The organism is Paraburkholderia solisilvae, from assembly GCF_902859875.1.
Classification (GTDB): Bacteria; Pseudomonadota; Gammaproteobacteria; order Burkholderiales; family Burkholderiaceae; genus Paraburkholderia; species Paraburkholderia solisilvae.
The window spans coordinates 1-26,091 of sequence record NZ_CADIKF010000059.1 but is presented as its reverse complement, the minus strand read 5'-3'; the positions used below and the strand labels follow the sequence as shown (position 1 = coordinate 26,091).

General features: G+C 64.1%; 24 protein-coding genes and 1 pseudogene. 16 read left to right on the top strand and 9 right to left on the bottom strand.

Annotation, left to right across the window (positions count from 1 at the left end):
* Positions 1–167: 167 nt before the first annotated feature.
* The 4 genes from phnF (at position 168) to HV675_RS27075 (ending at position 3,526) form a co-directional block, all read left to right on the top strand.
* Complete coding sequence (gene phnF, locus HV675_RS27090) at positions 168–920, top strand: phosphonate metabolism transcriptional regulator PhnF (protein ID WP_175114538.1); 753 nt, start codon at positions 168–170, stop codon at positions 918–920.
* A gap of 17 nt (positions 921–937) precedes the next feature.
* Positions 938–1,708: a DUF1045 domain-containing protein gene (locus HV675_RS27085; RefSeq protein WP_175114557.1), complete on the top strand. Its 771-nt coding sequence runs from the start codon at positions 938–940 to the stop codon at positions 1,706–1,708.
* A 2-nt stretch (positions 1,709–1,710) separates the two neighbouring features.
* Positions 1,711–2,256, top strand: coding sequence for a phosphonate metabolism protein/1,5-bisphosphokinase (PRPP-forming) PhnN (gene phnN / locus HV675_RS27080; RefSeq protein WP_175114537.1), 546 nt, complete (start codon positions 1,711–1,713; stop codon positions 2,254–2,256).
* Positions 2,257–2,335: 79 nt separating this feature from the next.
* Entirely contained in the window at positions 2,336–3,526 is a 1,191-nt protein-coding gene (locus HV675_RS27075) for a M20 aminoacylase family protein (protein ID WP_175114536.1), read from the top strand.
* Between the two features lie 49 nt (positions 3,527–3,575).
* Here HV675_RS27075 and HV675_RS27070 read toward each other — a convergent pair whose 3' ends face one another.
* Positions 3,576–4,361: an IclR family transcriptional regulator gene (locus HV675_RS27070; protein WP_175114535.1), complete on the bottom strand. Its 786-nt coding sequence runs from the start codon at positions 4,359–4,361 to the stop codon at positions 3,576–3,578.
* 502 nt (positions 4,362–4,863) lie between these two features.
* On the opposite strand from HV675_RS27070, the gene pcaF reads away from it, so the two are divergent.
* Entirely contained in the window at positions 4,864–6,066 is a 1,203-nt protein-coding gene (gene pcaF / locus HV675_RS27065; RefSeq protein WP_175114534.1) for a 3-oxoadipyl-CoA thiolase, read from the top strand.
* A 229-nt stretch (positions 6,067–6,295) separates the two neighbouring features.
* On the top strand, positions 6,296–6,886 hold the full coding sequence (locus HV675_RS27060) for a hypothetical protein (RefSeq protein ID WP_175114533.1): 591 nt from the start codon (positions 6,296–6,298) through the stop codon (positions 6,884–6,886).
* Positions 6,887–7,011: 125 nt separating this feature from the next.
* Here HV675_RS27060 and HV675_RS27055 read toward each other — a convergent pair whose 3' ends face one another.
* The 3 genes from HV675_RS27055 to HV675_RS27045 form a co-directional block, all read right to left on the bottom strand.
* Positions 7,012–7,410 carry a DUF2917 domain-containing protein gene (locus HV675_RS27055; RefSeq protein ID WP_175114532.1) on the bottom strand — a complete coding sequence of 133 codons (399 nt, stop codon included), beginning with the start codon at positions 7,408–7,410 and terminating at the stop codon, positions 7,012–7,014.
* A gap of 266 nt (positions 7,411–7,676) precedes the next feature.
* A complete protein-coding gene (locus HV675_RS27050) occupies positions 7,677–9,002 on the bottom strand; it encodes an APC family permease (RefSeq protein WP_175114531.1) in 1,326 nt (441 codons plus the stop codon).
* The gene (locus HV675_RS27045) at positions 8,999–9,325 is read right to left on the bottom strand and encodes a putative quinol monooxygenase (RefSeq protein ID WP_175114530.1); all 327 of its coding nucleotides are present in this window, start codon (positions 9,323–9,325) and stop codon (positions 8,999–9,001) included. The genes HV675_RS27050 and HV675_RS27045 overlap by 4 nt, the downstream gene beginning before the upstream one ends.
* Positions 9,326–9,476: 151 nt before the next feature.
* Here HV675_RS27045 and HV675_RS27040 point away from each other — a divergent pair, with 151 nt between their 5' ends.
* Together HV675_RS27040 and HV675_RS27035 are read left to right on the top strand one after the other, a co-directional pair.
* Positions 9,477–10,457 (top strand): helix-turn-helix transcriptional regulator, encoded by a 981-nt coding sequence (locus HV675_RS27040; RefSeq protein WP_175114529.1) that lies wholly within the window; start codon positions 9,477–9,479, stop codon positions 10,455–10,457.
* Positions 10,458–10,569: 112 nt separating this feature from the next.
* On the top strand, positions 10,570–10,839 hold the full coding sequence (locus tag HV675_RS27035; RefSeq protein ID WP_175114528.1) for a hypothetical protein: 270 nt from the start codon (positions 10,570–10,572) through the stop codon (positions 10,837–10,839).
* 72 nt (positions 10,840–10,911) lie between these two features.
* On the opposite strand, the gene HV675_RS27030 is transcribed toward HV675_RS27035, so the two are convergent.
* Positions 10,912–12,876, bottom strand: a complete 1,965-nt coding sequence (locus HV675_RS27030) for a sigma-54-dependent Fis family transcriptional regulator (protein ID WP_175114527.1) — start codon at positions 12,874–12,876, stop codon at positions 10,912–10,914.
* A gap of 414 nt (positions 12,877–13,290) precedes the next feature.
* On the opposite strand from HV675_RS27030, the gene HV675_RS27025 reads away from it, so the two are divergent.
* Genes HV675_RS27025 through lipA form a run of 5 tightly spaced genes read left to right on the top strand, consistent with a single transcriptional unit; the run spans position 13,291 to position 18,601 of the window.
* Positions 13,291–14,346 (top strand): ATP-NAD kinase family protein, encoded by a 1,056-nt coding sequence (locus HV675_RS27025; protein WP_175114526.1) that lies wholly within the window; start codon positions 13,291–13,293, stop codon positions 14,344–14,346.
* 56 nt (positions 14,347–14,402) lie between these two features.
* A complete protein-coding gene (locus HV675_RS27020; protein ID WP_175114525.1) occupies positions 14,403–15,386 on the top strand; it encodes a thiamine pyrophosphate-dependent dehydrogenase E1 component subunit alpha in 984 nt (327 codons plus the stop codon).
* 59 nt (positions 15,387–15,445) lie between these two features.
* Positions 15,446–16,450, top strand: coding sequence for an alpha-ketoacid dehydrogenase subunit beta (locus HV675_RS27015; protein WP_175114524.1), 1,005 nt, complete (start codon positions 15,446–15,448; stop codon positions 16,448–16,450).
* A gap of 40 nt (positions 16,451–16,490) precedes the next feature.
* Complete coding sequence (locus HV675_RS27010; RefSeq protein WP_175114523.1) at positions 16,491–17,609, top strand: acetoin dehydrogenase dihydrolipoyllysine-residue acetyltransferase subunit; 1,119 nt, start codon at positions 16,491–16,493, stop codon at positions 17,607–17,609.
* A gap of 2 nt (positions 17,610–17,611) precedes the next feature.
* A complete protein-coding gene (gene lipA / locus HV675_RS27005) occupies positions 17,612–18,601 on the top strand; it encodes a lipoyl synthase (protein WP_175114522.1) in 990 nt (329 codons plus the stop codon).
* 31 nt (positions 18,602–18,632) lie between these two features.
* Here lipA and HV675_RS27000 read toward each other — a convergent pair whose 3' ends face one another.
* From HV675_RS27000 to phnC, 4 genes are all read right to left on the bottom strand, one after another.
* Positions 18,633–19,919: a 4-aminobutyrate--2-oxoglutarate transaminase gene (locus HV675_RS27000; protein ID WP_175114521.1), complete on the bottom strand. Its 1,287-nt coding sequence runs from the start codon at positions 19,917–19,919 to the stop codon at positions 18,633–18,635.
* 288 nt (positions 19,920–20,207) lie between these two features.
* On the bottom strand, positions 20,208–21,038 hold the full coding sequence (gene phnE / locus HV675_RS26995) for a phosphonate ABC transporter, permease protein PhnE (RefSeq protein WP_175114520.1): 831 nt from the start codon (positions 21,036–21,038) through the stop codon (positions 20,208–20,210).
* Positions 21,035–22,018, bottom strand: coding sequence for a phosphonate ABC transporter substrate-binding protein (gene phnD, locus HV675_RS26990; RefSeq protein WP_175114519.1), 984 nt, complete (start codon positions 22,016–22,018; stop codon positions 21,035–21,037). The genes phnE and phnD overlap by 4 nt, the downstream gene beginning before the upstream one ends.
* A gap of 66 nt (positions 22,019–22,084) precedes the next feature.
* The gene (gene phnC / locus HV675_RS26985) at positions 22,085–22,930 is read right to left on the bottom strand and encodes a phosphonate ABC transporter ATP-binding protein (protein ID WP_377700606.1); all 846 of its coding nucleotides are present in this window, start codon (positions 22,928–22,930) and stop codon (positions 22,085–22,087) included.
* Between the two features lie 279 nt (positions 22,931–23,209).
* Between phnC and HV675_RS26980 the strand changes: the two genes are divergently transcribed.
* The 3 genes and pseudogenes from HV675_RS26980 to HV675_RS26970 all read left to right on the top strand — a co-directional run.
* On the top strand, positions 23,210–24,247 hold the full coding sequence (locus tag HV675_RS26980; RefSeq protein ID WP_175114518.1) for a M14 family zinc carboxypeptidase: 1,038 nt from the start codon (positions 23,210–23,212) through the stop codon (positions 24,245–24,247).
* Positions 24,244–25,002, top strand: coding sequence for an alpha/beta fold hydrolase (locus tag HV675_RS26975; protein WP_175114517.1), 759 nt, complete (start codon positions 24,244–24,246; stop codon positions 25,000–25,002). Before HV675_RS26980 ends, HV675_RS26975 begins: the two co-directional genes overlap by 4 nt.
* A gap of 693 nt (positions 25,003–25,695) precedes the next feature.
* A pseudogene (locus HV675_RS26970) lies at positions 25,696–26,091 on the top strand (hypothetical protein); the annotation flags it as partial.

The window sequence follows — 26,091 nt, the reverse complement described above, 5'->3', positions numbered from 1 at the left end:
TTCCGTGGTTTCGATGTGCGGACATTTGACCATCTATTCATCTAAACGTCTAGACGTTTATAGGTAAAATCCCGCAGTGCGCGGCGCAGCGCGCACGTTCATATTTTCATCACGGCTCGCGCATTACAATCGAGAGTTATATTTGAACCGAGGGGAATGACACCACTATGACATCGAACGACGACGCGACACCCGGCACGTTGATCGAACGCGGCGGCGGCGTTGCCGTATGGAGGCAGATCGAGCAGATACTGGCGGCGGAAATCGCGGCGAGCGGCTTTGGCGAAGAGGGGCGCCTGCCGAGCGAAGCCGAACTCGCGCGGCGCTTCGACGTCAACCGTCATACGATCCGCCGTGCGATGCTGGGGCTGGCGGCGCTCGGTCTCGTGAGTGTCGAGCAGGGACGTGGCACGTTCGTTCAACCCGGTGCGATCGACTATACGATCGGGCGCCGCACCCGCTTCACCGAAAATTTGCGGCAGCAGCAGTCGGCGGGCGTGCTGCTGTCGTCAGCGCGCGTGAAGGCTGAGCCGAGTGTCGCGAAGGCGCTCGGGTTGCGCGCGGGCGTGACGGTGTACCGGCTCGATACCCTGCATGAAGCGAATGGGGTGCCGCTCACCTATGCGCGCAGCTGGTATCCGGCCGCGCGTTTCGCGGATCTGCCCGACGTGCTCGAACGCACCGGCGGCATGACGAAGGCGCTGGCCGAATATGGCGTGACCGACTATCTGCGCAAATGGAGTCGTATTGGCAGCGTGCTGCCGGACGCGGATGTCGCGCGCCGCCTGAATATCAATCGTCAACAGCCGGTGTTGTGGGTCGAAAACGTCGACGTCGATATCGAAGGCACGCCGATCAAATATGGCTTCACGCATTTCGCGGCAGACCGCGTTCAACTGATGGTGGAGAACGACGTATGAGCGCGGCGCGCGCCGATATGCAAGGCGGCGATGCCGCAACGGACGCCGCGACTCCAACAGGCTCGGCTACGAACTGGAGCGCCGCTGCACGCTTCGCGATTTACTATGCGCCGCCGCGAGCGTCCGGGTGGTGGGACGCCGGTTCGGCCTGGCTTGGCCGTGATGCCGAGCGCGCCTTTTCCGCGCATGAAGCGGATGCGGAATATCCATTGCTGTCGCGAGCGCGTGCCGAGCTGACGCACGCGCCGCGGCGCTACGGATGGCACGGCACGCTGGTTGCTCCTTTTCGACTGGCGGATGGCGTGCGGCCGGCCGATCTCGTTGATGCGGCGCAGCGCTGGGCGCAAACGCGAACCGGTTTTGCGCTGCCCGTCGAAGCGGCGACGCTCGGCAATTTCGTCGCACTGAGGCCGGCCGGCGCGGAGGCCGACGCGCGCATGCGCGAGCTTGCAGCCGATGCGCTGCGCCGCTTCGCCCCGTTGCGTGCGGCGCCGGCGGCGGCGGATCTCGAACGACGTCTTGCTGCGCCGCTCACTGAGCGGCAACGCGCGTTGCTCGTCGAATGGGGATACCCGTACGTGTTCGACGAATTTCGCTTCCATATGACGCTGTCGAATTCGCTCGATTCGGCGCAGGACCGCGAAACGATCGTCGCGTGGTGGCATCGGCAGGTGCAACGGCTTGGGCCTTTACCGGTCGACGGTATCGCGTTGTTCGTCGAGCCGGCGCCCGGCGAGCCGTTCGTCGTATGGCAGCGGTGTGTATTCAAAAGTGTGGAGGGGCGATAGGCATGCAAGGCCGTTTGATCTATGTGATGGGGCCGTCGGGCGCGGGCAAGGATTCGCTGCTGCATTTCGCGCGCAATCACGTGGCCGGCGCGCCGGTCGTGTTTGCGCATCGTTACATCACACGCAGCGCCGGCAGCAACGAAAACCACATCGCGCTGACGCTCGAAGAATTCGAAGCGCGCTCGGCGCTCGGTCTCTTTGCGCTCGAGTGGTCGAGTCACGCGCTGCGTTACGGTATCGGTATCGAGCTCAATGCATGGCTCGCGCGCGGTTGCACGGTGGTCGTCAACGGTTCGCGGCAGCATCTCGATTGCGTGCTCGAGCGCTATCCGCATACCGAAGTCGTGCATGTCGAAGCGGCGCCGCACATTCTCGCCGCGCGGCTGGGCGCGCGGGCGCGCGAAACGGCTGAGCAGGTCGCGGCGCGGCTCACGCGTCACGCGCCGTTTTCGTTGCCCGACGGTACCCGTCTCACACGCATCGACAATTCCGGTGCGCTCGAAGTGGCGGGCGACGCGTTCCTGCGCGTTGTGCGCGGGATGGCGTGAAGCCGGCAGGACACCGCGCTGCTATAGTGCAAGCCTCTTCGCCGCGTGCGACGCGGCGCCGCTAGCACGGAGCCAGCCCATGAACGATGCAGCACGCTTTGCCGAAGTAGCCGACCTCGAGCCCGCCGCCGCCGCGCTGCGCGACATTCGCCATCAGATCCACCATCATCCCGAACTCGCCTACGAAGAAGTGGAGACGGCTGCGCTCGTCGCGCGCAAGCTCGAAGCATGGGGCTGGCAAGTCACGCGCGGCGTCGGGCGTACCGGCGTGGTCGGCACGCTGAAGGTCGGCTCGGGCACGCGCAGCATCGGCATTCGCGCGGACATGGACGCGCTGCCGATCGTCGAACAGACCGGCTTGCCCTACGCGAGCGGCACACACGGCAAGATGCACGCGTGCGGTCACGACGGTCATACCACCATGCTGCTCGGCGCCGCGCAGCACCTGGCCGCGACGCGCCGTTTTTCGGGCACCGTGCAACTGTACTTTCAGCCGGCGGAAGAGAGCGGCATCGACAGCGGCGCGAAGAAGATGATCGACGACGGTCTCTTCGAGCGCTTCCCGTGCGATGCGGTGTTCGGCATGCACAACCATCCGGGTGCGGAGCCGGGCACGTTTCTGTTCCGCAAGGGGCCGTTCATGTCCGCGGGCGACAAGGCGGTCATCACTATCGAAGGCGTCGGCGGTCACGCGGCGCGGCCGCATCTATCCGTCGACCCGGTCGTGATCGCAGCGAGCATCGTGATGGCCTTGCAGACCGTCGTCGCGCGCAACGTCGACCCGTCGCAGCCCGCGGTGGTGACGGTCGGCTCGATGCATGCGGGCACGGTCAATAACGTGATTCCCGGCACCGCGAAGCTCGAGCTTAGCGTGCGTTCGTTTAGCGCCGACGTGCGCGCTTTGCTGAAAGCGCGCATTACGGCGCTCGCGGAAGGCCAGGCTGCGAGCTATGGCGGCAAGGCGAACGTCGACTACATCGAAGGCTATCCGGTCGTGATCAATTCGGATAGCGAAACGGAGTTCGCAATCGAAGTCGCACGCGAGCTGGTGGGCAGCCAGCATGTCGTCGAGCATACGGACATGCTGATGGGCAGCGAAGATTTCTCGTTCATGCTGCAGCAGCGGCCGGGCACGTTTCTGCGTCTGGGCAATGGCGTCGGCGAGGATGGCTGCATGGTGCACAACCCGCACTACGACTTCAACGATCGCAATCTGCCGATCGGCGCTGCGTACTGGGCGCGGCTCGTCGAGCGTTATCTCGGCCGCTGAGTCCGAGCGGAAGGCGGGCTTGGCCTGCGAACTTCAACCGCGTTGAATCTTAGCCGCGCAGCGCGACCATATCGGAGACGTTTTGCGCGGCCGTTTGCAGCGGTTCGAGAAACGCCCTCACCATCTGCTTTGCCGAATGGCGTTGCGCATTGCCGCTGATATTCATCGCCGCGATAATGCGGCCCTGCCGGTTGCGAATCGGCGCGGATATCGAAATCAACCCGTCTTCAAGTTCCTGATCGACGACCGCCCAACCCTGGCGGCGCACTTGCGCGATCACCAGTTTCAGCTGCGCCTTGTCGGCAATCGTGCGCGTCGTATGCGGATGCAGAGTCGATGCGTCGAGCGTGGCGTCGAGTGTCGCATCGTCGAGCGCGGACATCAGCACGCGTCCCATCGACGTGCACCACGCGGGCAGCCGGCTGCCGATCGACAGGTTGATCGCCATGATCTTACGTGTCGGCACGCGCAGCACATAAACGATCTCCGTGCGGTCGAGCACGGCCGCCGAGCAGCTCTCGTGAACCTGAGCCGACAATGCTTCCATCACCGGTTCGGCGACGTTCCAGAACGGCATCGACGTCAGATACGCGAAGCCGAGATCGAGAATGCGTGGCGTCAGTCTGAACAGGCGTCCGTCCGCTTCGACATAGCCGAGCGTTTGCAGCGTGAGCAGAATGCGGCGCGCGCCGGCGCGCGTGAGGCCGGTTGCGGCGGCGACGTCGGTGAGGGTTTGCGCAGGGCGCTCCGCGTTGAACGCGCGAATCACCGCCAGGCCGCGCGCGAACGACTGCACATAGGAATCGCCCGGCTTGTCGGGCGTGTCCGATTCCATTGAGGGTGCGGGTTGCGACGCGCGAGTGTTTTTATTGGCAGGCATGGTGCGTGGGACGATGAAATGCGAAGCAAGGCATGACGCCGATGTGCAAAGCGGTGACGATAGCGCAGGCGCTGCAATTCGCCAACCGGGCGAAGCATGAGCGGCAGAGCGGCGAACGCAGGCAGCGTGTGATGCGCGAGGCACGCTTCATCATGCGTTGCCCTGCTGTTCCCGCGCTTGACACTGTTTCCGGCACGCGCCTATTATGGCCTGAATTGTTCGATATTAGATCATTTGTTCGTATATAGAACAAATGGCGTGATCGGCGCTGGGGATCGCGCCGTCTCGCGTACTGAATGTCGTGCGATTTATCGCGTAGTTTGCCGAAGCCTTTCCGCAAGGGCACGCACACTTCATTTCTGCTCGCCGCGCGCCACGTCGCGTACGCAAGCGGCGCAGCCGCCGCCCGCCGCGGCGTCGAAACGGCCGCTGATGCAGCATTGTTGGAGACATTGAGATGACCGAAGCTTTCCTGTGTGACGCTATCCGTACACCGATCGGCCGCTACGCGGGCTCGCTGTCGGCGGTTCGCGCGGACGACCTCGGCGCTGTACCGTTGAAAGCGCTGATCGAGCGCAACAAGGACGTCGACTGGAAGGCCGTCGACGATGTGATCTACGGTTGCGCGAATCAGGCCGGCGAAGACAATCGCAACGTCGCGCGCATGTCGCTGCTGCTCGCGGGTTTGCCGCAAGACGTGCCAGGCGCGACGATCAACCGGCTGTGCGGTTCGGGCATGGACGCGGTAGGCATCGCCGCGCGCGCGATCAAGGCGGGCGAGGCCGGGCTGATGGTGGCGGGCGGCGTTGAAAGCATGAGCCGCGCGCCGTTCGTGATGGGTAAAGCGACCGCCGCGTTTGCGCGGCAGGCCGAACTCTTCGATACGACGATCGGCTGGCGTTTCGTCAACCCGCTGATGAAGCAGATGTACGGCATCGATTCGATGCCCGAAACGGGCGAGAACGTCGCGCAGGAATTCAACGTGAGCCGCGCCGACCAGGACGCGTTCGCGCTGCGCAGCCAGCGCAACGCGGCGCGCGCGCAGCGTGACGGCACGCTCGCGGAGGAAATCGTCGCGCTCGCCGTGCCGCAGAAGAAGGGCGATCCGCTCGTGGTTTCGCACGACGAGCATCCGCGCGAAACCAGCCTTGAAGCGCTCGCGAAACTCAAGGGCATCGTGCGTGCGGACGGCACGGTGACGGCCGGCAACGCATCCGGCGTCAACGACGGCGCCGCCGCGTTGTTGCTCGCGAACGAAGCGGTCGCGAGGCGCTTCGGCCTCACGCCGCATGCGCGCGTACTCGGCATCGCGACATCCGGCGTCGCGCCGCGCGTGATGGGCGTCGGGCCGGCGCCCGCGACGCAAAAGCTGCTCGCGCGTCTCGGCATGAAGCTCGATCAATTCGATGTGATTGAACTCAACGAAGCATTCGCGTCGCAAGGGCTCGCGGTGCTGCGCATGCTCGGCGTCGCGGACGACGACCCGCGCGTCAATCCGAACGGCGGCGCGATCGCGCTCGGCCATCCGCTCGGCATGAGCGGCGCGCGTCTCGTGACCACCGCGATGTATCAATTGCAGCGCGTGCAAGGCCGCTTCGCGCTATGCACGATGTGCATCGGCGTCGGACAGGGCATCGCGATCGCGCTCGAACGCGTATAGCGACGCGTTGCATCACGGGAGAAGCGCCGCATGAAGGCCGGCGCTTCTCCGTTATTCAGGCGGCATCCCAAACATTTACACAATATGAAAGATCGCAGGCGCGATCGGCTTTCCACTGGGTTATGATGTTTTTTCGTCTGCATGACGAACTGTTTTTACTAATACGACATTCAAAATAACGAAACCTGTATTAGGCGATAACTGAAAACGCTCTTGAAGGAGAACCCAGATGAAAAAAGCAATGGGAGCAGCCGCTTTGATCGCAATGGCATACATTGCGCAACCGGCGTGGGCACAAGACACGCTTGCGAGTGCCGCGCAGGGCGTAGTCGGCGCAGTCGAGCCCGTGCATATCCAGGCGAAGATCGTCGGTATCGACGCGGCGGCCCGCACGGTCACGCTGCAAGGCGCCGATGGCCGTACCGCGATCATCCTCGTGAGCGACCAGGTGCCGGGCTTCGACAAACTGAAGGTGGGCGACCACGTCGATGCGCAATACAAGAATGCGTTGCTCGTCACCGCCGAAAAGGTGAAGGGCGCCGACAAGGGCATTCGCGAGCGCGTCGAGACGCAGGTCTATCAGCCGGCTTCGGGCGGCTACCAGTCGGCGCGTCAGATCGAAGTGCTGGCCACCGTGCAGAAGATCGATCGCAAGAAGCGCACGGTTACATTGCGCGGCGCTTATCAAACGCAGACGCTGGATGTCGGACCCGATGTCGATCTGAAGGATCTGAAAGTAGGCGACACGGTCCATGCGGTCTTCGTTTCCGCTGCCGCGGTGAAAATCACGCCGAGCGGCGCGTCGACTGCGAAGCAGTAATTCAACCGGCAACGAGGCTGCCGCGCTGCGTTGCGCGGCAGCGTTTGCCTTTCCACTCCAGCGTTTCTCACCTGCTCGCCTGCGCGAGCCGCGGCGCCGCAAGCCACGCCAATCGGCGACATCAATCAGCGCGATGGCGGCGCATGCAGATCCGGATTGAGCAGCGACAGGCGTTCGAGCCAGCGATAAAACTTGCCGCGCCGCTTGCGCGGATAGGTTGTCAGCGCAAGACGTGCCGCGAGATGGCCATCGGTGCTGACCCACACACGTTCACCGCGCCGCAATTGAATCGGATACCCTGGCTGCAGCCAGTAGTCGTACGGCGATCCAATGCGCGTGAGCCACACGCGTTCACTATTCACACTCAGTTCGCAGTGCGCGTCGACTCGCCATGACAGCGTGGCGCCGGGCTGTACTTCGAAATGAACGACCACTCGCGGTAGTGTCCCGGCGCAAGCATGCGAGACGCCGGAAGGTGAGACATCCGATACGGGATCGGTGAATTGCGGGCTTGCCTGGTTCATGTTGCACTCCATCTTCTGAGCCGGAGAACAGAACGGAAAGCCACGCGCAAAACAAAAGGCCCCTTCCGTCGCCGGCGGGGCCTTGGGGAATGTTTTGCTAATCCAGACTGCTAACGCGCACACGCTCCCAATGGCCCGCCATTGCTGGCTCGCATTGGGTTGTTAATTGCAATGGCGGTGGCGGTGAACGTAAGCATGCGAGCGAGTGTGTCTGGTGGTGCGCGGCTTGTCAATAAAATTTGTTGCTGAAACATCGAACTCGACGGTTATCGAATTTTCACGCAGTGCGATACATCGTGTCGTTCAGCATGACGCGTGGCATTGGCGGCGCGACGTTGGCGCACATGCAGATACAGCAGCGCGCAGCCGGTCATCGCCAACGGCCATAGCAGATACCAGCCGGTCGCCACACAAAGCGCCGCAACGGCGACGAGCGCGACCCATGCCGAGCGGCGTGCCCAACTGCGCTTCTGCAGCAACCGCAGCGCGGCCGCGGTGCCAAGCGCATAGACGGTGACGAACGAGCCGGTCGTCAGGAGCACGAGCGGTCGCGGCCCGACCCCGGCGATCACGTCTGCGCCCAATGCGACGAGCGCCAGCCCGGCGACCACCAGCAAACTGCGGCGCGGCACGTCGCCCGCGCGGCTGCCCGCGGCGAGCCACGCCGGCAATGCGCCGTCGCGCCCGAGCGCGGCGCCGAGTTTCGCCGCGCCGGCGAAGTATGCGTTCATCGTGCCGAGCGTCAACAGCAATGCGGCTGCTGCTGCGAGCACCTGAACCTTGCCGCCGAGTCCTCTTGCGAGCAGTTCGGCCAGCGGCGCATTCGACTGGCCGGCCGCGGGCCCGAGCACCAGCACGCTCGCGGTCGCTACGCCCATATACAGCAAGCCGACGACACACACGGCAATGCCGGTCGCGAGCGGCAGATCGCGGGCAGGCCGGCGGAATTCCGCGGCCAGATGCGTGATCGCTTCCCAGCCCGCGAAGCTCCAGACAAGCAACGCCGCCGCAGGGCCGACGGCGAGCCAGCCGTGCGGCGCGAACGGCCGCAAATTCGCCGGGTTCGCATGCGGCGCCGATGCGCCGATCGCCGCCAGCAGCAGCGCGACGAGCACGACTGCCAGCATCAGTTGCAAACGCCCGGACACGGTGACGCCGAATGCATTCGCGACAGTCACGACCAGCATCAGCGCCGCCGCGCTGCCGATCACGGTGACCTGCCCGCCGCCGAATGCCGCCGCCACATAGGCGCCGCCGAACATCGCCGCGGCGGGCGCGCCGGCCGGCACCGCGAAGTAGAAGCACCAGCCGATCACCGCGGCCGCGCGCGGTCCGAACGCATTGCGCACATAGGTCGACACGCCGCCCGCGTCCGGGTAGCGCGCGCCAAGTGCGGCAAACGTCGCGGCAAGCGGCACGGATAGCAGCACCAGCGCGGCCCACGCGACAAGCGATGCCGGGCCCGCCACGTCGGCGGCCAAAGCGGGCAGCGCGATCACGCCCGTGCCGAGCACCGCGCCGACATAGAGCGCCGCGCCTTGCATCACGCTCAAGCGGCCCGCGCCGGCAGGAGCGGCAGTCGACGCACTCATGCGGCCCACGCTTCGACGCGACTGCGATCGGCGCGTACGGCCTGCCAGATCGTGATTTCACGCGGCCTCGCGAGCAGTTCGGGCAACGCCTCGTGCCAGGCCTGGCGGTACGGGCGGTTCAACTGTTCTTCGAGCACGTCGTCGTGGCTTTCCCACGTCTCGTAGAGCATCAGCCGATGAGGACTATCCGGATCGCGATGCAGCATCGCCTCGTGGAAATTGGGTTCGACGCGCATCGCGTCGAGCACGCCGTTCAGCAAGCTCATAAAACGATCGAGCTGTTCCGGAATGACCTGAAAACGCACCACGTAAGTCACCGACATATCGCCACTCCTTAACAGTGCGGAAAACGCCGCTCGCAACGGGCAAACGACCGGCGGAACGCAAAGCAGGCGCAAGCCGGACCGCGCATGTCAGCAGTTATACTCGTCAATAGCTGACAACCGATGTCAGGAATTTTTCGGGAGACCTCAATTGCGTCCGGGCCGGCTCGTATCGATGCTGCTGTTGCTGCAGGTCAAAGGCCGCGTGACCGCGCAGGCGCTCGCCGAGGAATTCGACGTGTCGGTGCGCACGGTCTACCGCGATATCGACCAGCTGAGCGCGGCGGGCGTGCCGGTGTACGCGGACCGCGGCCCGGGCGGCGGCTTTACGCTGCTCGACGGTTACCGGGCACGGCTGACCGGCATCACGAAAGCGGAGGCCGAGACGCTGTCGATTGCCGGTCTCGCCGGCGCGGCGACCGACCTCGGTTTGTCCGAGCAGTTGCGCGCGGCGCAGTTGAAGCTCGTGACCGCGCTGCCCGATGCGGCGCCCGATGCGTCGCGTATCGGCTCGCGGCTGCATATCGATCCGGTCGGCTGGTATCGGCGGCCTGCGCAGGTGCCGCAGCTGACGCTGCTCGCCGGCGCGGTGTGGGAGCAGAAGCGGATCGCGATGCAGTACCAGAGCTGGGCATCGTTGAACGGAACGGACGGCGAACCCGAACGCGAGCGCATTCGCGATCCGCTGGGTCTGGTGCTGAAAGCCGGCGATTGGTACCTGGTCGCGCGGGCGCGCACGCAGATGCGCATCTACAAGGTTGCCAGCATTGCGCAGCTGAATGTGCTCGACGAAACCTTCGAGCGGCCCGCCGGCTTTGATCTGCGCAGTGAGTGGGCGAGCTCGGTCGCGACGTTCGAAAAGAGTCTGCTCAAGCATGTCGCGCGTTTGCGGCTGACGCAGGAAGGCATGACGCGGCTGTCCCGGCTCGGCGCCGCGGCGGTCGAGCAGGCGCAAGGCGCGCCGCCGGACGACGACGGCTGGCAGGAGGTCACGCTGCCGGTCGAACAGCTCGACTATGCGGCCGAGCAACTGCTTGGCTTTGCAGCGCACGTTCAGGTGCTCGAACCACCGGAACTGCGCGCGCGGTTAAGGCGCCTCGCGCAACGCGTCGCGGCGCTCAACGCCGCGTAGCGCGGCGCGTGAGCCCGCTCGTCGGTACGCGATACGTCTCTTTTCTGCCAACCGAACTGTAATTCCGGCCAACCCGCCAAAGTGTGCCTCCTGCGGCGCTGTCGCTCCTGTAATGTCGATCCTGTACAGCCGCGCAAGTGCGCGGAAGGATTCTGGAGGCGTTATGCAACTTGTTTTTCTGGCGATTGCGGCGGTGGGATTCGGCGCATACACGACATATCTGCTGGCAACCGGCATTCCTCAAAAGTTGCTGACGCGTGCCGCGCGCCATGGGCGCTATGCCGAACTGGCGAGCGACACCGTCGCTGAGGTTCAGGATGTGGGACGCGGACGCCGCCGTTACGGCCGCAGCCGCAGCCGCAGCAAACTGGCCGAGCAGTAACCGGTGCGAGGCTGAAAGTCCGCGGAAAGCGCACCGAAAAACTATGGCGCAGGGCGCGGACATGCTACGGAACTAGCGACGATGTGGCCCGACAATGCCCAGCTTTGCGATACGGCGGTACAGCGTAGCGCGAGAGATACCCAGTTCATCGGCCGCCGTGTTCGGATGCCACTGATGCCGCGTCAGTGCATCGACAATACGTGCGCGTTCGTCGCCGACCTGCGCAAGCGCCGGGACCGCGGGGTTGCCGGGCGCAAGCACTGCGGCCACATCCGGTGACAGATGGCGCAATTCGACGCGTGTCGAATCGCAAACCGCGCACGCGTAGCGCAGCACATTGCGCAACTGCCGGATATTGCCCGGCCAGCTAAAGCCGCACAGCTGTTCGGCAAGGCGCGGATCGAGCGTCAGCGCATGACCGGCGCTTTGCGCTTCCTCTTCGAATACCGCATGCACGATGTCGAGCACGTCGGCGCGTTCGCGCAACGGCGGCATCTGCAGCGTCGCGCCGCTGAGCCGGTAGTACAGATCGTCGCGGAACGCGCCGTCGGCGACCATGCGCGGCAAGTCGCGATGCGTCGCGCAGATCACGTCGATGTCCACGTGTACCGGTGTATCGCCGCCGAGCGGCATCACTTCCCCTTCCGCGAGCACCCGTAGCAAACGGGTTTGCAGGCTGAGCGGCATATCCCCGATCTCGTCGAGAAACAGCGTGCCGCCATGCGCGAGCGCGATCTTGCCGCGTGCGCCGCGGCTGCGCGCGCCGGTAAATGCACCGGGCGCATAGCCGAACAGTTCGCTTTCGATCAGCGCCTCCGGAATCGCGCCGCAATTGACGGCGACAAACGGACGCGCGCGCCGTGCGCCCGCATCGTGCAGCGCATGCGCGAACACTTCCTTGCCGACGCCGGTTTCGCCGAGGAGCAGAATCGGCAGCCGCTTGCCGGCGATACGCAATGCGACTTCGGCGTTGCGCGCGATGCGCGCGTCGCGGCTGCGCAGAAAGCCGCCGAGCGCGCCGAGCTCGCGCTGCGAGTCAGCATGACGATGACCTCCGGCGTCATGCAGGTCGCCCGGCGATGCCGTCGCGTGTGTGGTGCGCGACGCGCGCCTGAGCGGTTCGCGAATGCGCGCATGGAGCAGTGCGCCGGTTGCGCGCAAGCGCAACGGCACGATTGTGTCGCTGCGCGCGACATCGTGCAGATGAAGCGTGGAGGTATCGAAGATTTCGTCGACGTGACGCGGCCCGGCGAGGCCTGCGATGCATTCCCGCGCCTTGCGGTTCGATGCGGCGATATTGCCGCACTCGTCGAACGCGATCAGCACTTCGGGCTGCGCCTCGACGAAGTCGCGGCTCTGATGGCCGAACAGCACCCAATGCTGCGCGGTCTGGTTCAGGAAATAGCCGTCTTCGATTAGCGTCGCGCTTTGCCGCACGAGCTGAAACACGAGCCGCTGGCTGTCGCGATGGTCCGGCGACTGCACCGCCGATGCATCGAGCACGCCGATCAGCTCGCCGGTCGGCGCGAAAATCGGCGACGCGCTGCAGGTGAGCGTCGTAAAAGCCGCGCGAAAATGATCGACCTTGTGCACCGTGATCGGTGCGAGATCGGTCAGTACGTTGGCGACGCCGCAGGTGCCTTCCTCGCGCTCCGACCAGCACGAACCGATATGGAGTCCGGCATGCTTGAAATCGCTGCGCCGGTCACGGTCGATCCGGTAGTCGATGGTCACGCCGTGCGCGTCGGTCAGCAGCACGCAATAGTCGGCGACGCGAATCATGTCATGCAGCCGCGTCAAACATTGCCCCGATGCGCGCAGAAAGGCTTCTTCCTTGCCTTGCACTTCCCGCAATTCCGCAGACGTAAGCACGCGCGGCCCGACCACCGAGCCCGGATCGAGCCGGTATTGCTCGTACGAGCGCTGCCATGAGGAGACGAGCCGTTGCGCGTCGGGCGAACTGGCCGGCGCGGGCAAGCGTCCTTCGATGGCGCCCCGCACACGATCGATGTGCTGCGTTGGAGACACATAAGGCATGGCTGGCTCCCGTCGAGCGGCGCACGCTGGAGTGGGACCTTCTTGTAGCACATCTGTGCCGCGCGATCACACTGCAACGCAGCACGCGAGACGGTTGAGACGTTTGTCTCAGCGCCGGGTGAGACGGAGCGTGCGGCGTCGATGGTGTGCCGATGTCAGGCGGAGCATGGCATCGCGCTGATTGCAGATGATTCGGAATGCTTGGCGCATGCGGCGTGTGAGACACCTCGCGCTTCCTGCAGCGCGTCATGTCGCGTTTGCAAACCGCTCGACGTTCGATCGCTTTCGTTGCGAGCCTTGGCGGTGGCGGCTCGCAGCATGGAACGGAGTGCAGAAAATTTTTGGCATGGCCTTTGCGGTGATGGGTTTCGAAAAAAACGTGACGCGTAGCGCTCATCCAGAAGGAGACAACCGTTGCCATCGCCCATCACCGTCGGCGTGATCGCGAACCCCGCTTCGGGACGCGACATCCGCAGGCTGACGACGCATGCATCCGTCTTTCCCACCGCGGAGAAGGCGAATATGGTCGTGCGCCTGCTGGCCGGTCTCGGCATGCTCGGGCACGGCCGCGTGCTGACGCTGCGCGACAAGACCGGCGTGGCCGCGCTGTTGCGCCGCGCACTCGATACGCATGCGGCACTCGGTAATCCGGAACGTTGGCCCGACGTCGAGTTTCTCGAACTGCCGATTACCGACAGCGTGACGGATACCCACGTCGGCGTCGCTCATATGGTGCGCGCGGGTGTCGATCTGATCGCGGTGCTGGGCGGCGACGGCACGCATCGCGCGGTCGCCGCGCATTGCGGCAGCGTGCCGTTGCTGACGCTTTCCACCGGCACCAACAATGCGTTTCCCGAGATGCGCGAAGCGACCATCGCGGGCCTCGCCGGCGCGCTCGTCGCGGCCGGCGTCGTGCCGCCCGATGTCGCGTTGACGCGCAACAAGCGCCTTGTCGTGCGCTGCGTCGATGGCCCGAATCGCGGCCGCGAAGAAATCGCGCTTGTCGACGTGTGCGTGAGCCGCCAGCGTTTTATCGGCGCACGCGCGATCTCCGAGCCCGCCGATATCGAGTCGCTGTTTCTCACGTTCGCGGCGCCCGACGGAATTGGTTTGTCGTCGATCGGCGGCGCATGGGCGCCGGTCGAGCGCAGCGCATCGCATGGCTTGTACCTGACGTTCGCGCACAACGGCGGCCCGGGCGTGCCGATCTTTGCGCCGATCGCGCCGGGCCGTGTCGAGCAGGTGACGATGCGCACCTGCGACCGGCTTGAAGTGGGCGAGTGGCTGCCGATCGATGCGGGGCACGGCACGCTCGCCTTCGACGGCGAACGCGAAATCGAAATAGAGCGCGGCGACCGCTACGAGATCGCGCTGGATTGGGCCGGGCCGTTGACGGTCGACGTGGGCCGCACGCTGCGCTTCTCGGCGTCGCGGCAACTGATGCGCGAGATGGCCGCGCATCGCCAATGACAGGTACGACAGGAGCGGTTCATGCCGCGGTATGACCAATCGAAAGGAGACACACCATGGCTGTTTCGAGTCAGTTGAGCAAGGACAGGCTGCTGGAAGCGTACCGGCTGATGCGCACGATCCGCGAGTTCGAGGAGCGGCTGCATGTCGAGTTCGCGACCGGCGAGATTCCGGGCTTCGTGCATCTGTACGCGGGCGAGGAGGCATCCGCGGTCGGCACGATGCTGCATCTGAACGACGCCGACTACGTCGCGACCACGCACCGCGGACACGGCCATTGCATCGCAAAGGGCGTCGACGTGCGCGGGATGATGGCCGAAATTTACGGCCGCACGACAGGCGTGTGCCGCGGCAAGGGCGGGTCGATGCATATCGCGGATCTGTCGAAGGGCATGCTCGGCGCCAACGGCATTGTCGGCGCGGGCGGCCCGCTCGTGTGCGGTGCGGCGCTCGCGGCGAAGTACAAGAAGAACGGCGGCGTCGGCGTGTGCTTTTTCGGCGACGGCGCATCGAATCAGGGCGTGATTTTCGAGTCGATGAATCTCGCGTCGATCTGGCGTCTGCCCGCGATCTTTATCGCGGAGAACAACGGCTATGCGGAGTCGACGTCATCGTCGTGGGCGGTCGCGGCGGACAACATCGCCGATCGGGCGAGCGGTTTCGGCATGCCGGGGGTGATTGTCGACGGTTTCGATTTTTTCGCCGCGCATGAAGCGGTTGGTGAGGCGATCGAGCGCGCGCGAGGCGGTGGTGGACCGACGCTTGTCGAAATGAAGCTGTCGCGCTATTTCGGCCATTTCGAAGGTGATGCGCAAACCTATCGCGCGGCGGGCGAAGTGCAGAAACTGCGCGACGAGAAGGATTGCCTGAAGCGCTTCGAGGAGCGCGTCGTGCGGGCGGAGATGCTGAGCGCCGCGGAGCTGCGCGAGGTGGACGCGAAAGTGAAGCAGCTGATCGATAGCGCGGTGAGCGAAGCGAAGGCGGCGCCGCTGCCGGGTGCGGAGGATCTGCTGACCGACGTGTACGTGTCGTACCCGTAACGCACTAACGGCGGGTGGCCAACCACGCGCGACGACCAGTCACAATTCCGGAGACAGACATGGCACGCAAGATCAGCTTTTCACAGGCAATCAACGAGGCCTTGAGCCAGGAGATGGCGCGCGACGAAAGCGTCATCGTGATGGGCGAGGACAACGCGGGCGGCGAAGGCGCGCCCGGCGAGCACGATGCGTGGGGCGGCGTGCTCGGCGTGACGAAAGGGCTCTATCACAAGTATCCGGGGCGCGTGCTCGATACGCCGCTGTCGGAAGGCGGCTTTATTGGCGCCGCAGTCGGCGCGGCAGCGTGCGGGATGCGGCCGGTCGCGGAACTGATGTTTATCGATTTCATGGGCGTCTGTTTCGATCAGATCTTCAATCAGGCCGCGAAATTCCGCTACATGTTCGGCGGCAAGGCGGTGACGCCGGTCGTGATTCGCACGATGCAGGGCGCGGGCTTGCGCGCGGCGGCCCAGCATTCGCAGATGCTGACCTCGCTGTTTACGCATGTACCGGGACTGAAAGTGGTGTGCCCGTCGACGCCGTATGACGCGAAGGGCCTGATGATCCAGGCGATCCGCGATAACGATCCGGTCATTTTCTGCGAGCATAAATTGCTGTACGGTCGTGAGGGCGACGTGCCCGAAGAGCTGTACACGATTCCGTTCGGCGAAGCGAACATCGTGCGCGAAGGCGACGATGCGACGATCGTCACATATGGCCGCATGGTCCACTTCGCGACGGAAGCCGCCGACAAGCTCGCGAAAAACGGCATCCACACCGAGATCATCGATCTGCGCACGACCTCGCCGCTCGACGAGGAAACCATCCTCGAAAGCGTGGAGCGCACCGGCCGCGTGATTGTCGTCGACGAGTCGAACCCGCGTTGTTCGATTGCGACCGATATCGCGGCGCTCGTCGCGCAGAAGGCGTTTCATGCGCTGAAGGCGCCGATCGAACTCGTGACCGCGCCGCATACGCCCGCGCCGTTTGCCGGCGTGCTCGAAGATCTGTACATCCCGTCGGCGGACCAGATCGCCGCGGCGGTCACGAAAGCGGCCCATTGAGTGGCCAATTGAGCGTCCACACTGAGCGAGGAACCGAGCAATGCCGATTCACATGATTACGATGCCCAAGTGGGGCTTATCGATGGAGCAGGGCCAGGTCAACGGCTGGCTGAAATCGGTCGGCGACAAGGTAAGCCGCGGCGATGAACTGCTCGACGTCGAGACCGACAAGATTTCGTCGGGCGTCGAGTGCGCGTTCGACGGCATATTGCGCCGGCAGATCGCGCAGGAGGGCGACACCTTGCCGGTCGGCGCGCTGCTCGGCGTGGTTGCCGATGCGGAGGCGCCGGATGCGCAGATCGACGAAGCGGTGGCCGCATTCCAGCGCGATTTCGTACCGCTCGCCGCGGCGGATGCCGACGTGGGACCGCAACCGGAGAAAGTGCAGATCGGCGGGCGCACGGTGCGCTTCCTGAAGATCGGCGACGGCGCGTTCACGCCCGCAGTGCTGATCCACGGCTTCGGCGGCGATCTGAACGCATGGATGTTCAATCATGCGGATCTGGCCGCGCACCGCACGGTGTGGGCGCTCGATTTGCCGGGACACGGCGAATCGGGCAAGGCGGTCGACACCGGCAGCGTCGACGAACTGGCCGATGCGGCGCTCGCGTTTTTCGACGACCGCGGCATCGAGCGCGCGCATCTGGTCGGTCATTCGATGGGCAGTCTGGTGGCGATGACGATCGCCGCGAAAGCGCCCGCGCGTGTCGCGTCGCTCGTGCTGATCAGCGGCGCGGGGCTCGGGGAGGAGATCAACCGCGCGTATATCGAAGGCTTTGTCGCGGGCAGCAGCCGCCATACGCTGAAGCCGCATATGCTGCAGCTTTTCGCGGACCCGGCGCTCGTCACGCGGCAGATGATCGAAGACATCGTGAAGTACAAACGGCTCGAGGGCGTCAACGATGCGTTGCAGAAGATCGCGGCGCTCGCGTTCGTCGACGGCGTGCAGCAGACCCTCTACCGCGACCGCGTCGGCGCGCTCGCGCCGCGCGCGATGGTGATCTGGGGCGAGCAGGATCAGATTATCCCCGCGCGGCACGCGCAAGGTTTGCCCGGCGACGTGCGCGTGCACGTGCTCGCAGGCAAGGGCCATATGGTGCATATGGAGGCGGCGTCGGAAGTGAACCGGCTGTTGAACGACTTCTTTGGAGGAACGTGACAATGGCCGCCGCGCGTCAAACGCAGGTGCAACAGCAAACGCATGAGCCGGGCGCGACGGCGCTCGGTCAGCACGGCCTGCGCAGCCGCGACAAGCTCGCGCGCATTCCGGTGAAGGTTGTGCCGCCGCCGCGCGCGGACATATTGCGCAAGCCGCCGTGGTTGCATGCGAAGCCGATGATGAGCGAGACGGTGGCCGGCATGGCGGCGATTCTGCGTGCACACCGGTTGCATTCGGTGTGCGAAGAGGCGATGTGCCCGAATATCGGCGAATGTTTCGCGCAGCGGACCGCGACATTCATGATCATGGGCGGCGTATGCACGCGGCGCTGCGCATTCTGTGATGTCGCGCACGGGCGGCCGGCGGCGCTGGATGATGAAGAACCCGCGCGCCTCGCCGATGCGGTGGCGGCGCTCGGTTTGCGCTATGTGGTGATCACATCGGTGGATCGCGACGATCTGCGCGACGGCGGCGCTGCCCATTTCGCGCGTTGTGTCGCGCTGCTGCGCGAGCGCGTGCCGGGCATTCGCATCGAACTGCTGACGCCGGATTTTCGCGGCCGTATCGAGCGCGCGCTCGATGCGTTGTCTGCGGCCTGGCCTGACGTGTTCAATCACAACATCGAGACGGTGCCGTCGCTCTATCGGGCCGCGCGTGCGGGAGCGAGTTACGAAGGTTCGCTTGAACTGCTCGCGCGCGTGAAGCGCGCGCGTCCGGGCATGCTGACGAAGTCGGGATTGATGGCGGGGCTCGGAGAAACCGACGACGCGCTACTCGATACGATGCGCGACATTCGCTCGCGCGACGTCGACATACTGACGATCGGCCAGTATCTGGCGCCGTCGGCGTTTCATATGCCGGTGCGGCGATATGTGCCGCCCGCAATGTTCAACGCGTGGCGCGACGAAGGACGGCGGCTCGGCTTCAAGGAGGTCGTCGCGGGTCCGCTCGTGCGGTCTTCATATCACGCGGACGAGGTGGGCCTCAGGTGATCTGATCGGGCAATCCGGTCATGCAATCCGATCACGCAACCGCGGCGCGCGACGTCTCCTTCAATACGTCGTCGAGAATGACGAGGGCTTCATCGAACACCGCATCCTGAATCGTCAACGGAAACAGAAACCGGATCACGTTCGAATACACGCCGCACACGAGCAGCAGAAGTCCGCGCTCGAGTGCGCGCGCCTGTACGCGCTTTGCGCAGTCGGCATCCGGCTCGTGCGTGCCGGGCCGGCAGAATTCGACGGCGACCATTGCGCCGGGGCCGCGCACATCGATGATCTGCGGCACGCTGCCTCGCACGTCGGTGAGCTTTGCCTTGAGTTTTTCGCCGAGCCGGTCCGCTCGCTCGCACAGTTGCTCTTCGTCGATCACGTCGAGCACCGCCAGCGCGGCGGCCACCGCGAGCGGGTTGCCCGCGTAGGTGCCGCCCAGCCCGCCGGGCGCGGCCGCGTCCATGATGTCCGCGCGACCCACCACGCCCGATAGCGGCATGCCGCCCGCGAGGCTCTTGGCGATCGTCATCAGGTCCGGCGCGACGTCGTAGTGCTGCATGGCGAACAGCTTGCCGGTGCGGGCAAAACCGGTTTGCACCTCGTCAGCGATCAGCAGGATGCCGAACTGGTCGCACAGCTTGCGCAACGCGCTGACGAAATCGGCGGGCGCCTGATAGAAACCGCCTTCGCCCTGCACCGGTTCGAAGATGATGGCCGCCACGCGCTTCGGGTCGACGTCGGCCTTGAACAGCGTGTCGAGCGCCTTGAGCGAGTCCGCGCTCGTCACGCCGTGCAGCGGGTTCGGAAACGGCGCATGGAACACATCGGACGGGAACGGGCCGAATCCGGCCTTATACGGCATGACTTTGCCGGTCAGCGCCATGCCCATCAGCGTGCGGCCATGAAAGGCGCCGCTGAACGCGATTACGCCGGGCCGTCCAGTCGCGGCGCGCGCGATCTTGACGGCGTTTTCCACCGCTTCGGCGCCGGTCGTAAAGAAGGCGGTCTTTTTCGCGAAGTCGCCAGGCGCGCGGGCGTTGATCCGTTCGGCAAGCTCGATATACGACGCGTACGGCACGACCTGATACGCGGTGTGCGTGAAACGGTCGAGCTGCGCACGCATCGCGGCCACCACTTTCGGATGGCGATGCCCGGTGTTGTTGACCGCGATACCGGCGGCGAAATCGATAAAGCGGCGTCCCTCGATGTCCCACAATTCCGCGTTTTCGGCACGTTGCGCGTAGAAATCACACGTCACGCCGACGCCGCGCGGCGTGGCGGCATTCTTGCGGGCGTTCAGGTCGGCATTGTTCATGGGAATCTCCTCCTGTCGGATGGGCGGACGCTCACATGGCGCGCTATATGGCGCGACTATAGACAGGTTTGGCTCTCAATTTCAGAGCCATTCTGGAGAGAATGGGGGAGCCACTTCGACGAGTGGCGGAGAAGGAGGGGCCTGCTTGCCCGCGTCTGACTGAAACTGTGCGATCGAACGGTTTCTGCTTGAGCCGTGTCGTATTTTTCCAGAAACCGTGCGTTCGCACAGTTTTTGTTGCGGTCGGGCAGCAGCGCGGCATTCGCTGTGCGCCCGACCGCGCCTGCGTCAGATCACCCGCTCCCGCAATTTCGCGGACAACAGGTCGATCGCCGTTACCACGAGGATCACTATGATCAGCACCGCGGAGGTTTGCGCATAATCGAACGAGCGGATCGCTTCATACAGCACCACGCCGATCCCGCCCGCGCCGACCATCCCGACCACCATCGCCGAGCGCACATTCGACTCGAACCGGTACAGCGTGTACGAGATCCACAGCGGCAACACCTGCGGCAGCACGCCGTAGATAATCTCGTCGAGACTCGTCGCGCCGGTCGCGCGCACGCCTTCGGCCGGGCGCGGATCGATCGCTTCGACCGCTTCCGCAAACAGCTTCGCGAGCACGCCGGTCGTATGCACCCACAATGCGAGTACACCGGCAAACGGACCGAGACCCACCGCGACGATAAACAGCATCGCGAACACCATCTCGTTGATCGCGCGGCAAGCGTCCATCGCGCGCCGCATCGGCTGCACAACCCACACCGGCGCCATGTTGTGCGCCGACATCAAGCCGCACGGAATCGCGCAGACGATCGCAAGCGCGGTGCCCCACACTGCGACCGCCAGCGTCACCATCATCTCGTGCGCATAGATGCGCCAGTCGCTGAAGTCGGGCGGGAAGAACTCTTTCGCGAAGGTTCCCATATTGCCCGCGTCGGTAAACAGATCGAGCGGTCGCATGTCGGCGGCGTGCCACGACAGTCCGAGCACCGCGATCAACGCGATCCAGCTGAACGTCGAGCCCCAGCTGCGCTTGCCCGCGGCCGCCGCGTCAGTCGCGGCGGCCGCCTTCTGTTGCGCGCCGCGACCGGAGGTCAGGTCGGCAGAGTTCATTGTTGCTTCGCAGCCTCGCTGTTGAGCGCGTTCAGTTGCGCATCGAGCGCGGCCATTTGCGTCTTGCGCTCCGCGTCGGACAGGTTCTTGTCCGCCTCGAGCTTTTGCTTCTGCTGGAACAGCGCCACCTGGCGGATCGGAATCAGCTGCGCATTCGACGATGCAACGAAGCCGCTAAAGGTGGTCAGATTCTTCATCACTTCCTTCTCGTGCGGATCGGTCTTCGCATAGTTGATGAAGAAGTCGCGCAACTTGTCCTTGGTCGCTTGCGGCAGATCCTTGCGCCACACCAGCGGGTCGCTCGGAATCAGCGGCGATTTCCACAGCACCCGCACCTGCGCGAACTTGTCCGGATGTTGCTGCTGCAGGCGGTCGACTTCCATCGTATTGTTCGTCGCCACGTCGATCTTGTTGTTGACGACCGCGAGCAGGTTCGCTTCATGACTCGACGGCAGCAACGTCTTGAACGACGCCGGCGTCACCGGCACGCCGCGCTTCGCGAACAGGTAGTAGCCCGGAATCAGCGTACCGGACGTCGAGTTCGGATCGCCCCAGCCCAGGTTCAGGTTCTTCGTGTTCTTGAATACGTCATCGAGCGTCTTGTACGGGCTGTTCACGTTCGTGATCAGCAGCGAGTAGTAGCCGCCTTCGCCGTTCGCGTTGACCGTCTTCACGAAGACCTCGCCGTTCGAGCGGTCCACGGCTTCCATCGCCGACGCATTGCCGAAGTAGCCGATCTGAACCTTGTTGAAGCGCATCCCTTCGATGATGCCCGCGTAGTCGGTCGCGAAGAACGCCTTCACGTGAAGACCGGTTTTTTTGTTCAGGTCATCGATCAGCGGCTGCCAGCGCTGGCGCAGCGTGCTCGACGCATCCGTCGAGATGATGCCGAAACTGAGGTCCTGGCTGGGGTCTTCAGCGTGAGCGGCGACGCAGGCAAATGCGGCTACGCCGACGATCAGTGAGCGCAAGAATTTCATGAGGTCTGAATCCCGATGGTGGGTCGTTATGGAACAGCTTGGAAGCGTGCGTCCGCTTGCGCGGCATCACGTGGAATGCGCCGCATCGAGCGCAAACGGGTACGACTCCGACGCAAGCGGTGCGTCGTCGCTGGCGTGTTCGTCGAGCAGTTCGCGCGCGTCGTCGCCATACAGTTGTTGCAACAGTGCGGGCGTGAGGTCGGCCGACCGGCCGTCGTAGACGACCTTGCCTTTGCGCAACGCAACGGTGCGCGCGCAGTACTGCATCGCGATATCGACTTGATGCAGCGAAACCAGCACAGTCAGGCGATGTTCGGTGTTCAGCTTGCGCAGCATTTCCATCACGCGGCGCGACGATTCAGGGTCCAGCGACGCGATCGGCTCGTCGGCGAGGATGATGCGCGCCTGTTGCACGAGCGCGCGCGCAAGCGCCGCGCGCTGCTGCTGGCCGCCGGACAGATTGCCTGCGCGTTCGCGCGCATGGTCGCCGATGCCGACTTCACGCAGCGCGGCGAGCGACAGTTCGCGTTCGCCGCGCGGAAAGGCGCCCGTCAACCGTCGCCACAGCGGCAGCCGCGCGAGCGCGCCGACCAGCACGTTGGTTTCGACCGTCATCCGGTTGACGAGATTGAACTGCTGGAACACGAAGCCGATATCGCGGCGAATGCGCCGCACTTCACGCACGATGCGGCCGTTCTGCTGAATCGGCCGGCCGAGAATCTGAATCTGCGACGGTTGCGCATCGGACACCGTGAAGCCGGCGATTTGCCGCAGCAAGGTCGATTTACCCGAACCCGACGCGCCGATCAGCGCAACCATTTCGCCGGGCTCGACACGCAAGTCGATTTCGTCGAGCGCTTTGCGGCCGTTACTGAACGTCTTGCTCAAACGTTCGATGCGGATGGCTTCCATAGATATCCTGTCGATGACGCCGGCTAGCACCGGGACGTTCGGGCACATTCTAGGAAGCGACTATGACCGTTCGGTGAAGGTGTCGCAACGTCTAGACGACTATATGTATCAGAACGTAAATCCGGGGCGCGGCGCGGCGCGAATGCATGTGTCAACCATGTGACGAGGCGTCACGCACTTCGCGCCGCTGTCATTTATTTCGGTACCGGACAGGCTATATTTGAAGGGGTCAGTGCATGAGCCGTCCCCAAAAACGCAGCCTTTCACGCCGGCGCCGCCATGCAACAGGTTCTCAGCTTTTTGCCCGACACATTCGCGGAGTACGAAGAACTGCAGGCCATACTCGAAGGCAGCAGCGCACTCTTCGAGATTCGCAAAGCCTGCGAAGCGCGGGTGCAAGGCAGAACGTTCGCTGTGTTCACCGCGAGCATCGGCTCGACGGACCCGCTTGCGCCCGCCATCGGATTTTTCGGCGGCATCCATGGGCTCGAACGGATCGGCTCGCAGCTCGTGCTCGATTACATGCGTTCTTTGGTCGGCCGTCTCGAATGGGATGAACTGCTGGTGCGCCAGTTGCAATCGATTCGTCTGATTTTTGTGCCGATCGTCAATCCGGGGGGGATGTGGGCCGCTACGCGTGCGAATCCGAATGGCGTCGATCTGATGCGCAACGGCCCGCAGGATGCCGACGAACATGTGCCGTGGCTCGCCGGCGGACAGCGCCTCGGCTCGTGGCTGCCGTGGTATCGCGGCCGGCGCGGCGCGCCGATGGAACCGGAAGCGGCGGCGCTGCTGCAGGTGGTGGCAAACGAACTCGCGTCACGTCCGCTCAGTTTCGCGCTCGACTGCCATTCCGGTTACGGCTGGCGCGACAGCATCTGGTTTCCCTACGCGCGCACGCGCCGTGCGATGCCGCATCTGCCGGAAATGTACGCGCTGAAGACGATGTTCGAGCACGCGCATCCTCACCATGGTTACCTGTTCGAACCGCAAAGCCATCAGTATCTGCTGCATGGCGATTTGTGGGACTGCGCGTATGACAGGCGGCCGCCCTCCAGCATTTTCCTGCCGATGACACTCGAACTCGGTTCGTGGCTGTGGATCAAGAAGAACCCGCGGCAGATTTTCTCGCGGCAAGGCATGTTCAATCCGGTGAAGGCGCATCGCACCGCGCGTGTGCTGCGGCGGCACGCGAATCTGCTCGACTTTCTGACACGCGCCGCGTATTCGTCGCAGCGCTGGCTGCCGCAAGGCGCGGCGCGCCAGCAACTGCTGCAGCGCGCCTTTGACTACTGGTACCAGGCGAAGCGCGTATGAGCGCATGGATCATGTTGCGCGGCCTGACACGCGAAACGCGCCACTGGGGCACGTTGCCGCAGCGCGTGAGCGACGCGTTCGACGGCGCGCGCGTGCTGCCGGTCGATCTGCCCGGCAACGGCGAATTCGCGGCCTTGCACTCGTATCGCAGCGTCGCCGATATGGTTGGTTTCGTGCGTCTCGTGGCGCTCGACAGCGGCGTGCCGGGGCCGTACCGTCTGCTTGCGATGTCGCTCGGCGGAATGGTCGCAACCGATTGGGCGCAGCGGCATCCGCACGAAATCGAATCGCTCGCGTTGATCAACACCAGCATGCGGCCGTTCAACCGGCCGTACGAACGGCTGCGCCCGCATGCCTGGCCGGTGCTGATGCGGATCGCCGCGCATTGGCGCGATCCGCGCGCCGCGGAAAGCGCGATTCATGCGTTGACCTGCAACAACCGCCGTACGCTCGCCGACGACCTCGACGCGTGGATCGCGATTCGACGCAGCGCGCCGGTCAGCCGTGCGAATGCGCTACGCCAGTTGATCGCCGCGGCTTCGTTTCGCGCGGCGCTGCAGCCGCCGTCGTGCCGCACGCTGATTCTTTCATCGGCAGCGGACGCGCTCGTCGATCCGGCCTGCTCGGCGAGCATCGCCGCAGCATGGCGGGCGCCGCACCGGCAGCATGCTGACGCCGGCCACGATCTGCCGCACGACGACCCGGCGTGGGTCGTCGAACAACTGCATGACGGCTTGCGTCAGCACGCGTCCTGATTGCCGCGTGATGGCCGACGTCGAATGACGGAAGCCGTTTGCCAGTCATATTTCGCGTAATGAAAGCTAGCATTTATATTTGAAATTAAATAACGTTAACTAACCATTTTTAAAAAGGATTGTTATCTTTTGTGTGCTGGACAACTTTGCAGGATGCACTTGCTTTGTAATATAAGTTGACGGATTTTTGGGAATGGGAAGAAATGCACCGGGAAATGTACCCGGTGACGTTAAGGAAATCGTAAAAGATACATTTCCAGAGCCATGCCGGGTGGCTTGTAGTCTGGGCCAAAGTGGCGGACCAGGTGATCGGATCCGCTTCTGGCAAGGACTTCCGGCATGACCTATGCGTAGTGAAGGCGCGCTTGACGGGCTAAACGGGGGACTTACCCAACAAAAAAGAAACGTTTTTTAATTCTGGAATATTGAATGGTGAAGCAGTCTAACCGGTTGAATTTAAATAAATTATAAAGACGCATAAAAACGGTTTAAAGATGAAATGTCAATTTGAATGTTTCAGAATGGAAACGTAAAGCGAGAGTGTAAACCCTGGATAAATTATAAGGCGTTACGAGAAAACGCCATTCAGCCTTTTTCCGTCAAACGTTTGCGCGCATGGCACCGCCTATGCAGGGAGTGTCGCGGATTGGCGTAATGCTGCCAAGCCGCCCCCCATCCTGTCAGGAGGATCTCATGCGAAAAACTTTACTGGCGACCGCCGCAGCTCTCGCCCTCGGCTTCAGCGGCTACGCAATGGCAAATCCATGCAGCAGCAATGACTCGTCGTGCGACCAGACGGCGGCCGGCGGCAGCAACACGCTGACGAGTTCGGCCGCATCGACGCAAAGTGCGACCACCGGCAGCAACGCGAACGAAATCGCGTCGGGCGCGAACCTGTGGCAGGACTCGTACAACACGACGAAGGTCGTCGCCTTGAGCCGGCTCGACGGCACCGTGAGCAATGTCGGCGTCACTAATATCGGCAACGTCGCAACCAACTACGGCAGCGCCGCGGGCGGACGTGGCGGCCGGGGCGCCGCAGGCTTCGGCGGCATCGGTGTCGGCGGCAATGGCGGTGCGGGCGGGGCC

Coding starts and splice junctions, on each gene's coding strand:
- HV675_RS27070 (WP_175114535.1), bottom strand. CDS start 4,361: ATGGAATCGGACACGCCCGACAAGCCGGGCGATTCCTATGTGCAGTCG.
- lipA (WP_175114522.1), top strand. CDS start 17,612: ATGGCCGCCGCGCGTCAAACGCAGGTGCAACAGCAAACGCATGAGCCG.
- pcaF (WP_175114534.1), top strand. CDS start 4,864: ATGACCGAAGCTTTCCTGTGTGACGCTATCCGTACACCGATCGGCCGC.
- HV675_RS27030 (WP_175114527.1), bottom strand. CDS start 12,876: ATGCCTTATGTGTCTCCAACGCAGCACATCGATCGTGTGCGGGGCGCC.
- HV675_RS27060 (WP_175114533.1), top strand. CDS start 6,296: ATGAAAAAAGCAATGGGAGCAGCCGCTTTGATCGCAATGGCATACATT.
- HV675_RS27000 (WP_175114521.1), bottom strand. CDS start 19,919: ATGAACAATGCCGACCTGAACGCCCGCAAGAATGCCGCCACGCCGCGC.
- HV675_RS27050 (WP_175114531.1), bottom strand. CDS start 9,002: ATGAGTGCGTCGACTGCCGCTCCTGCCGGCGCGGGCCGCTTGAGCGTG.
- HV675_RS26980 (WP_175114518.1), top strand. CDS start 23,210: ATGCAACAGGTTCTCAGCTTTTTGCCCGACACATTCGCGGAGTACGAA.
- HV675_RS27010 (WP_175114523.1), top strand. CDS start 16,491: ATGCCGATTCACATGATTACGATGCCCAAGTGGGGCTTATCGATGGAG.
- HV675_RS27035 (WP_175114528.1), top strand. CDS start 10,570: ATGTCGATCCTGTACAGCCGCGCAAGTGCGCGGAAGGATTCTGGAGGC.
- phnD (WP_175114519.1), bottom strand. CDS start 22,018: ATGAAATTCTTGCGCTCACTGATCGTCGGCGTAGCCGCATTTGCCTGC.
- phnN (WP_175114537.1), top strand. CDS start 1,711: ATGCAAGGCCGTTTGATCTATGTGATGGGGCCGTCGGGCGCGGGCAAG.
- HV675_RS27045 (WP_175114530.1), bottom strand. CDS start 9,325: ATGTCGGTGACTTACGTGGTGCGTTTTCAGGTCATTCCGGAACAGCTC.
- phnC (WP_377700606.1), bottom strand. CDS start 22,930: ATGGAAGCCATCCGCATCGAACGTTTGAGCAAGACGTTCAGTAACGGC.
- HV675_RS27075 (WP_175114536.1), top strand. CDS start 2,336: ATGAACGATGCAGCACGCTTTGCCGAAGTAGCCGACCTCGAGCCCGCC.
- HV675_RS27085 (WP_175114557.1), top strand. CDS start 938: ATGCAAGGCGGCGATGCCGCAACGGACGCCGCGACTCCAACAGGCTCG.
- phnF (WP_175114538.1), top strand. CDS start 168: ATGACATCGAACGACGACGCGACACCCGGCACGTTGATCGAACGCGGC.
- HV675_RS27015 (WP_175114524.1), top strand. CDS start 15,446: ATGGCACGCAAGATCAGCTTTTCACAGGCAATCAACGAGGCCTTGAGC.
- HV675_RS27020 (WP_175114525.1), top strand. CDS start 14,403: ATGGCTGTTTCGAGTCAGTTGAGCAAGGACAGGCTGCTGGAAGCGTAC.
- phnE (WP_175114520.1), bottom strand. CDS start 21,038: ATGAACTCTGCCGACCTGACCTCCGGTCGCGGCGCGCAACAGAAGGCG.
- HV675_RS27055 (WP_175114532.1), bottom strand. CDS start 7,410: ATGAACCAGGCAAGCCCGCAATTCACCGATCCCGTATCGGATGTCTCA.
- HV675_RS26975 (WP_175114517.1), top strand. CDS start 24,244: ATGAGCGCATGGATCATGTTGCGCGGCCTGACACGCGAAACGCGCCAC.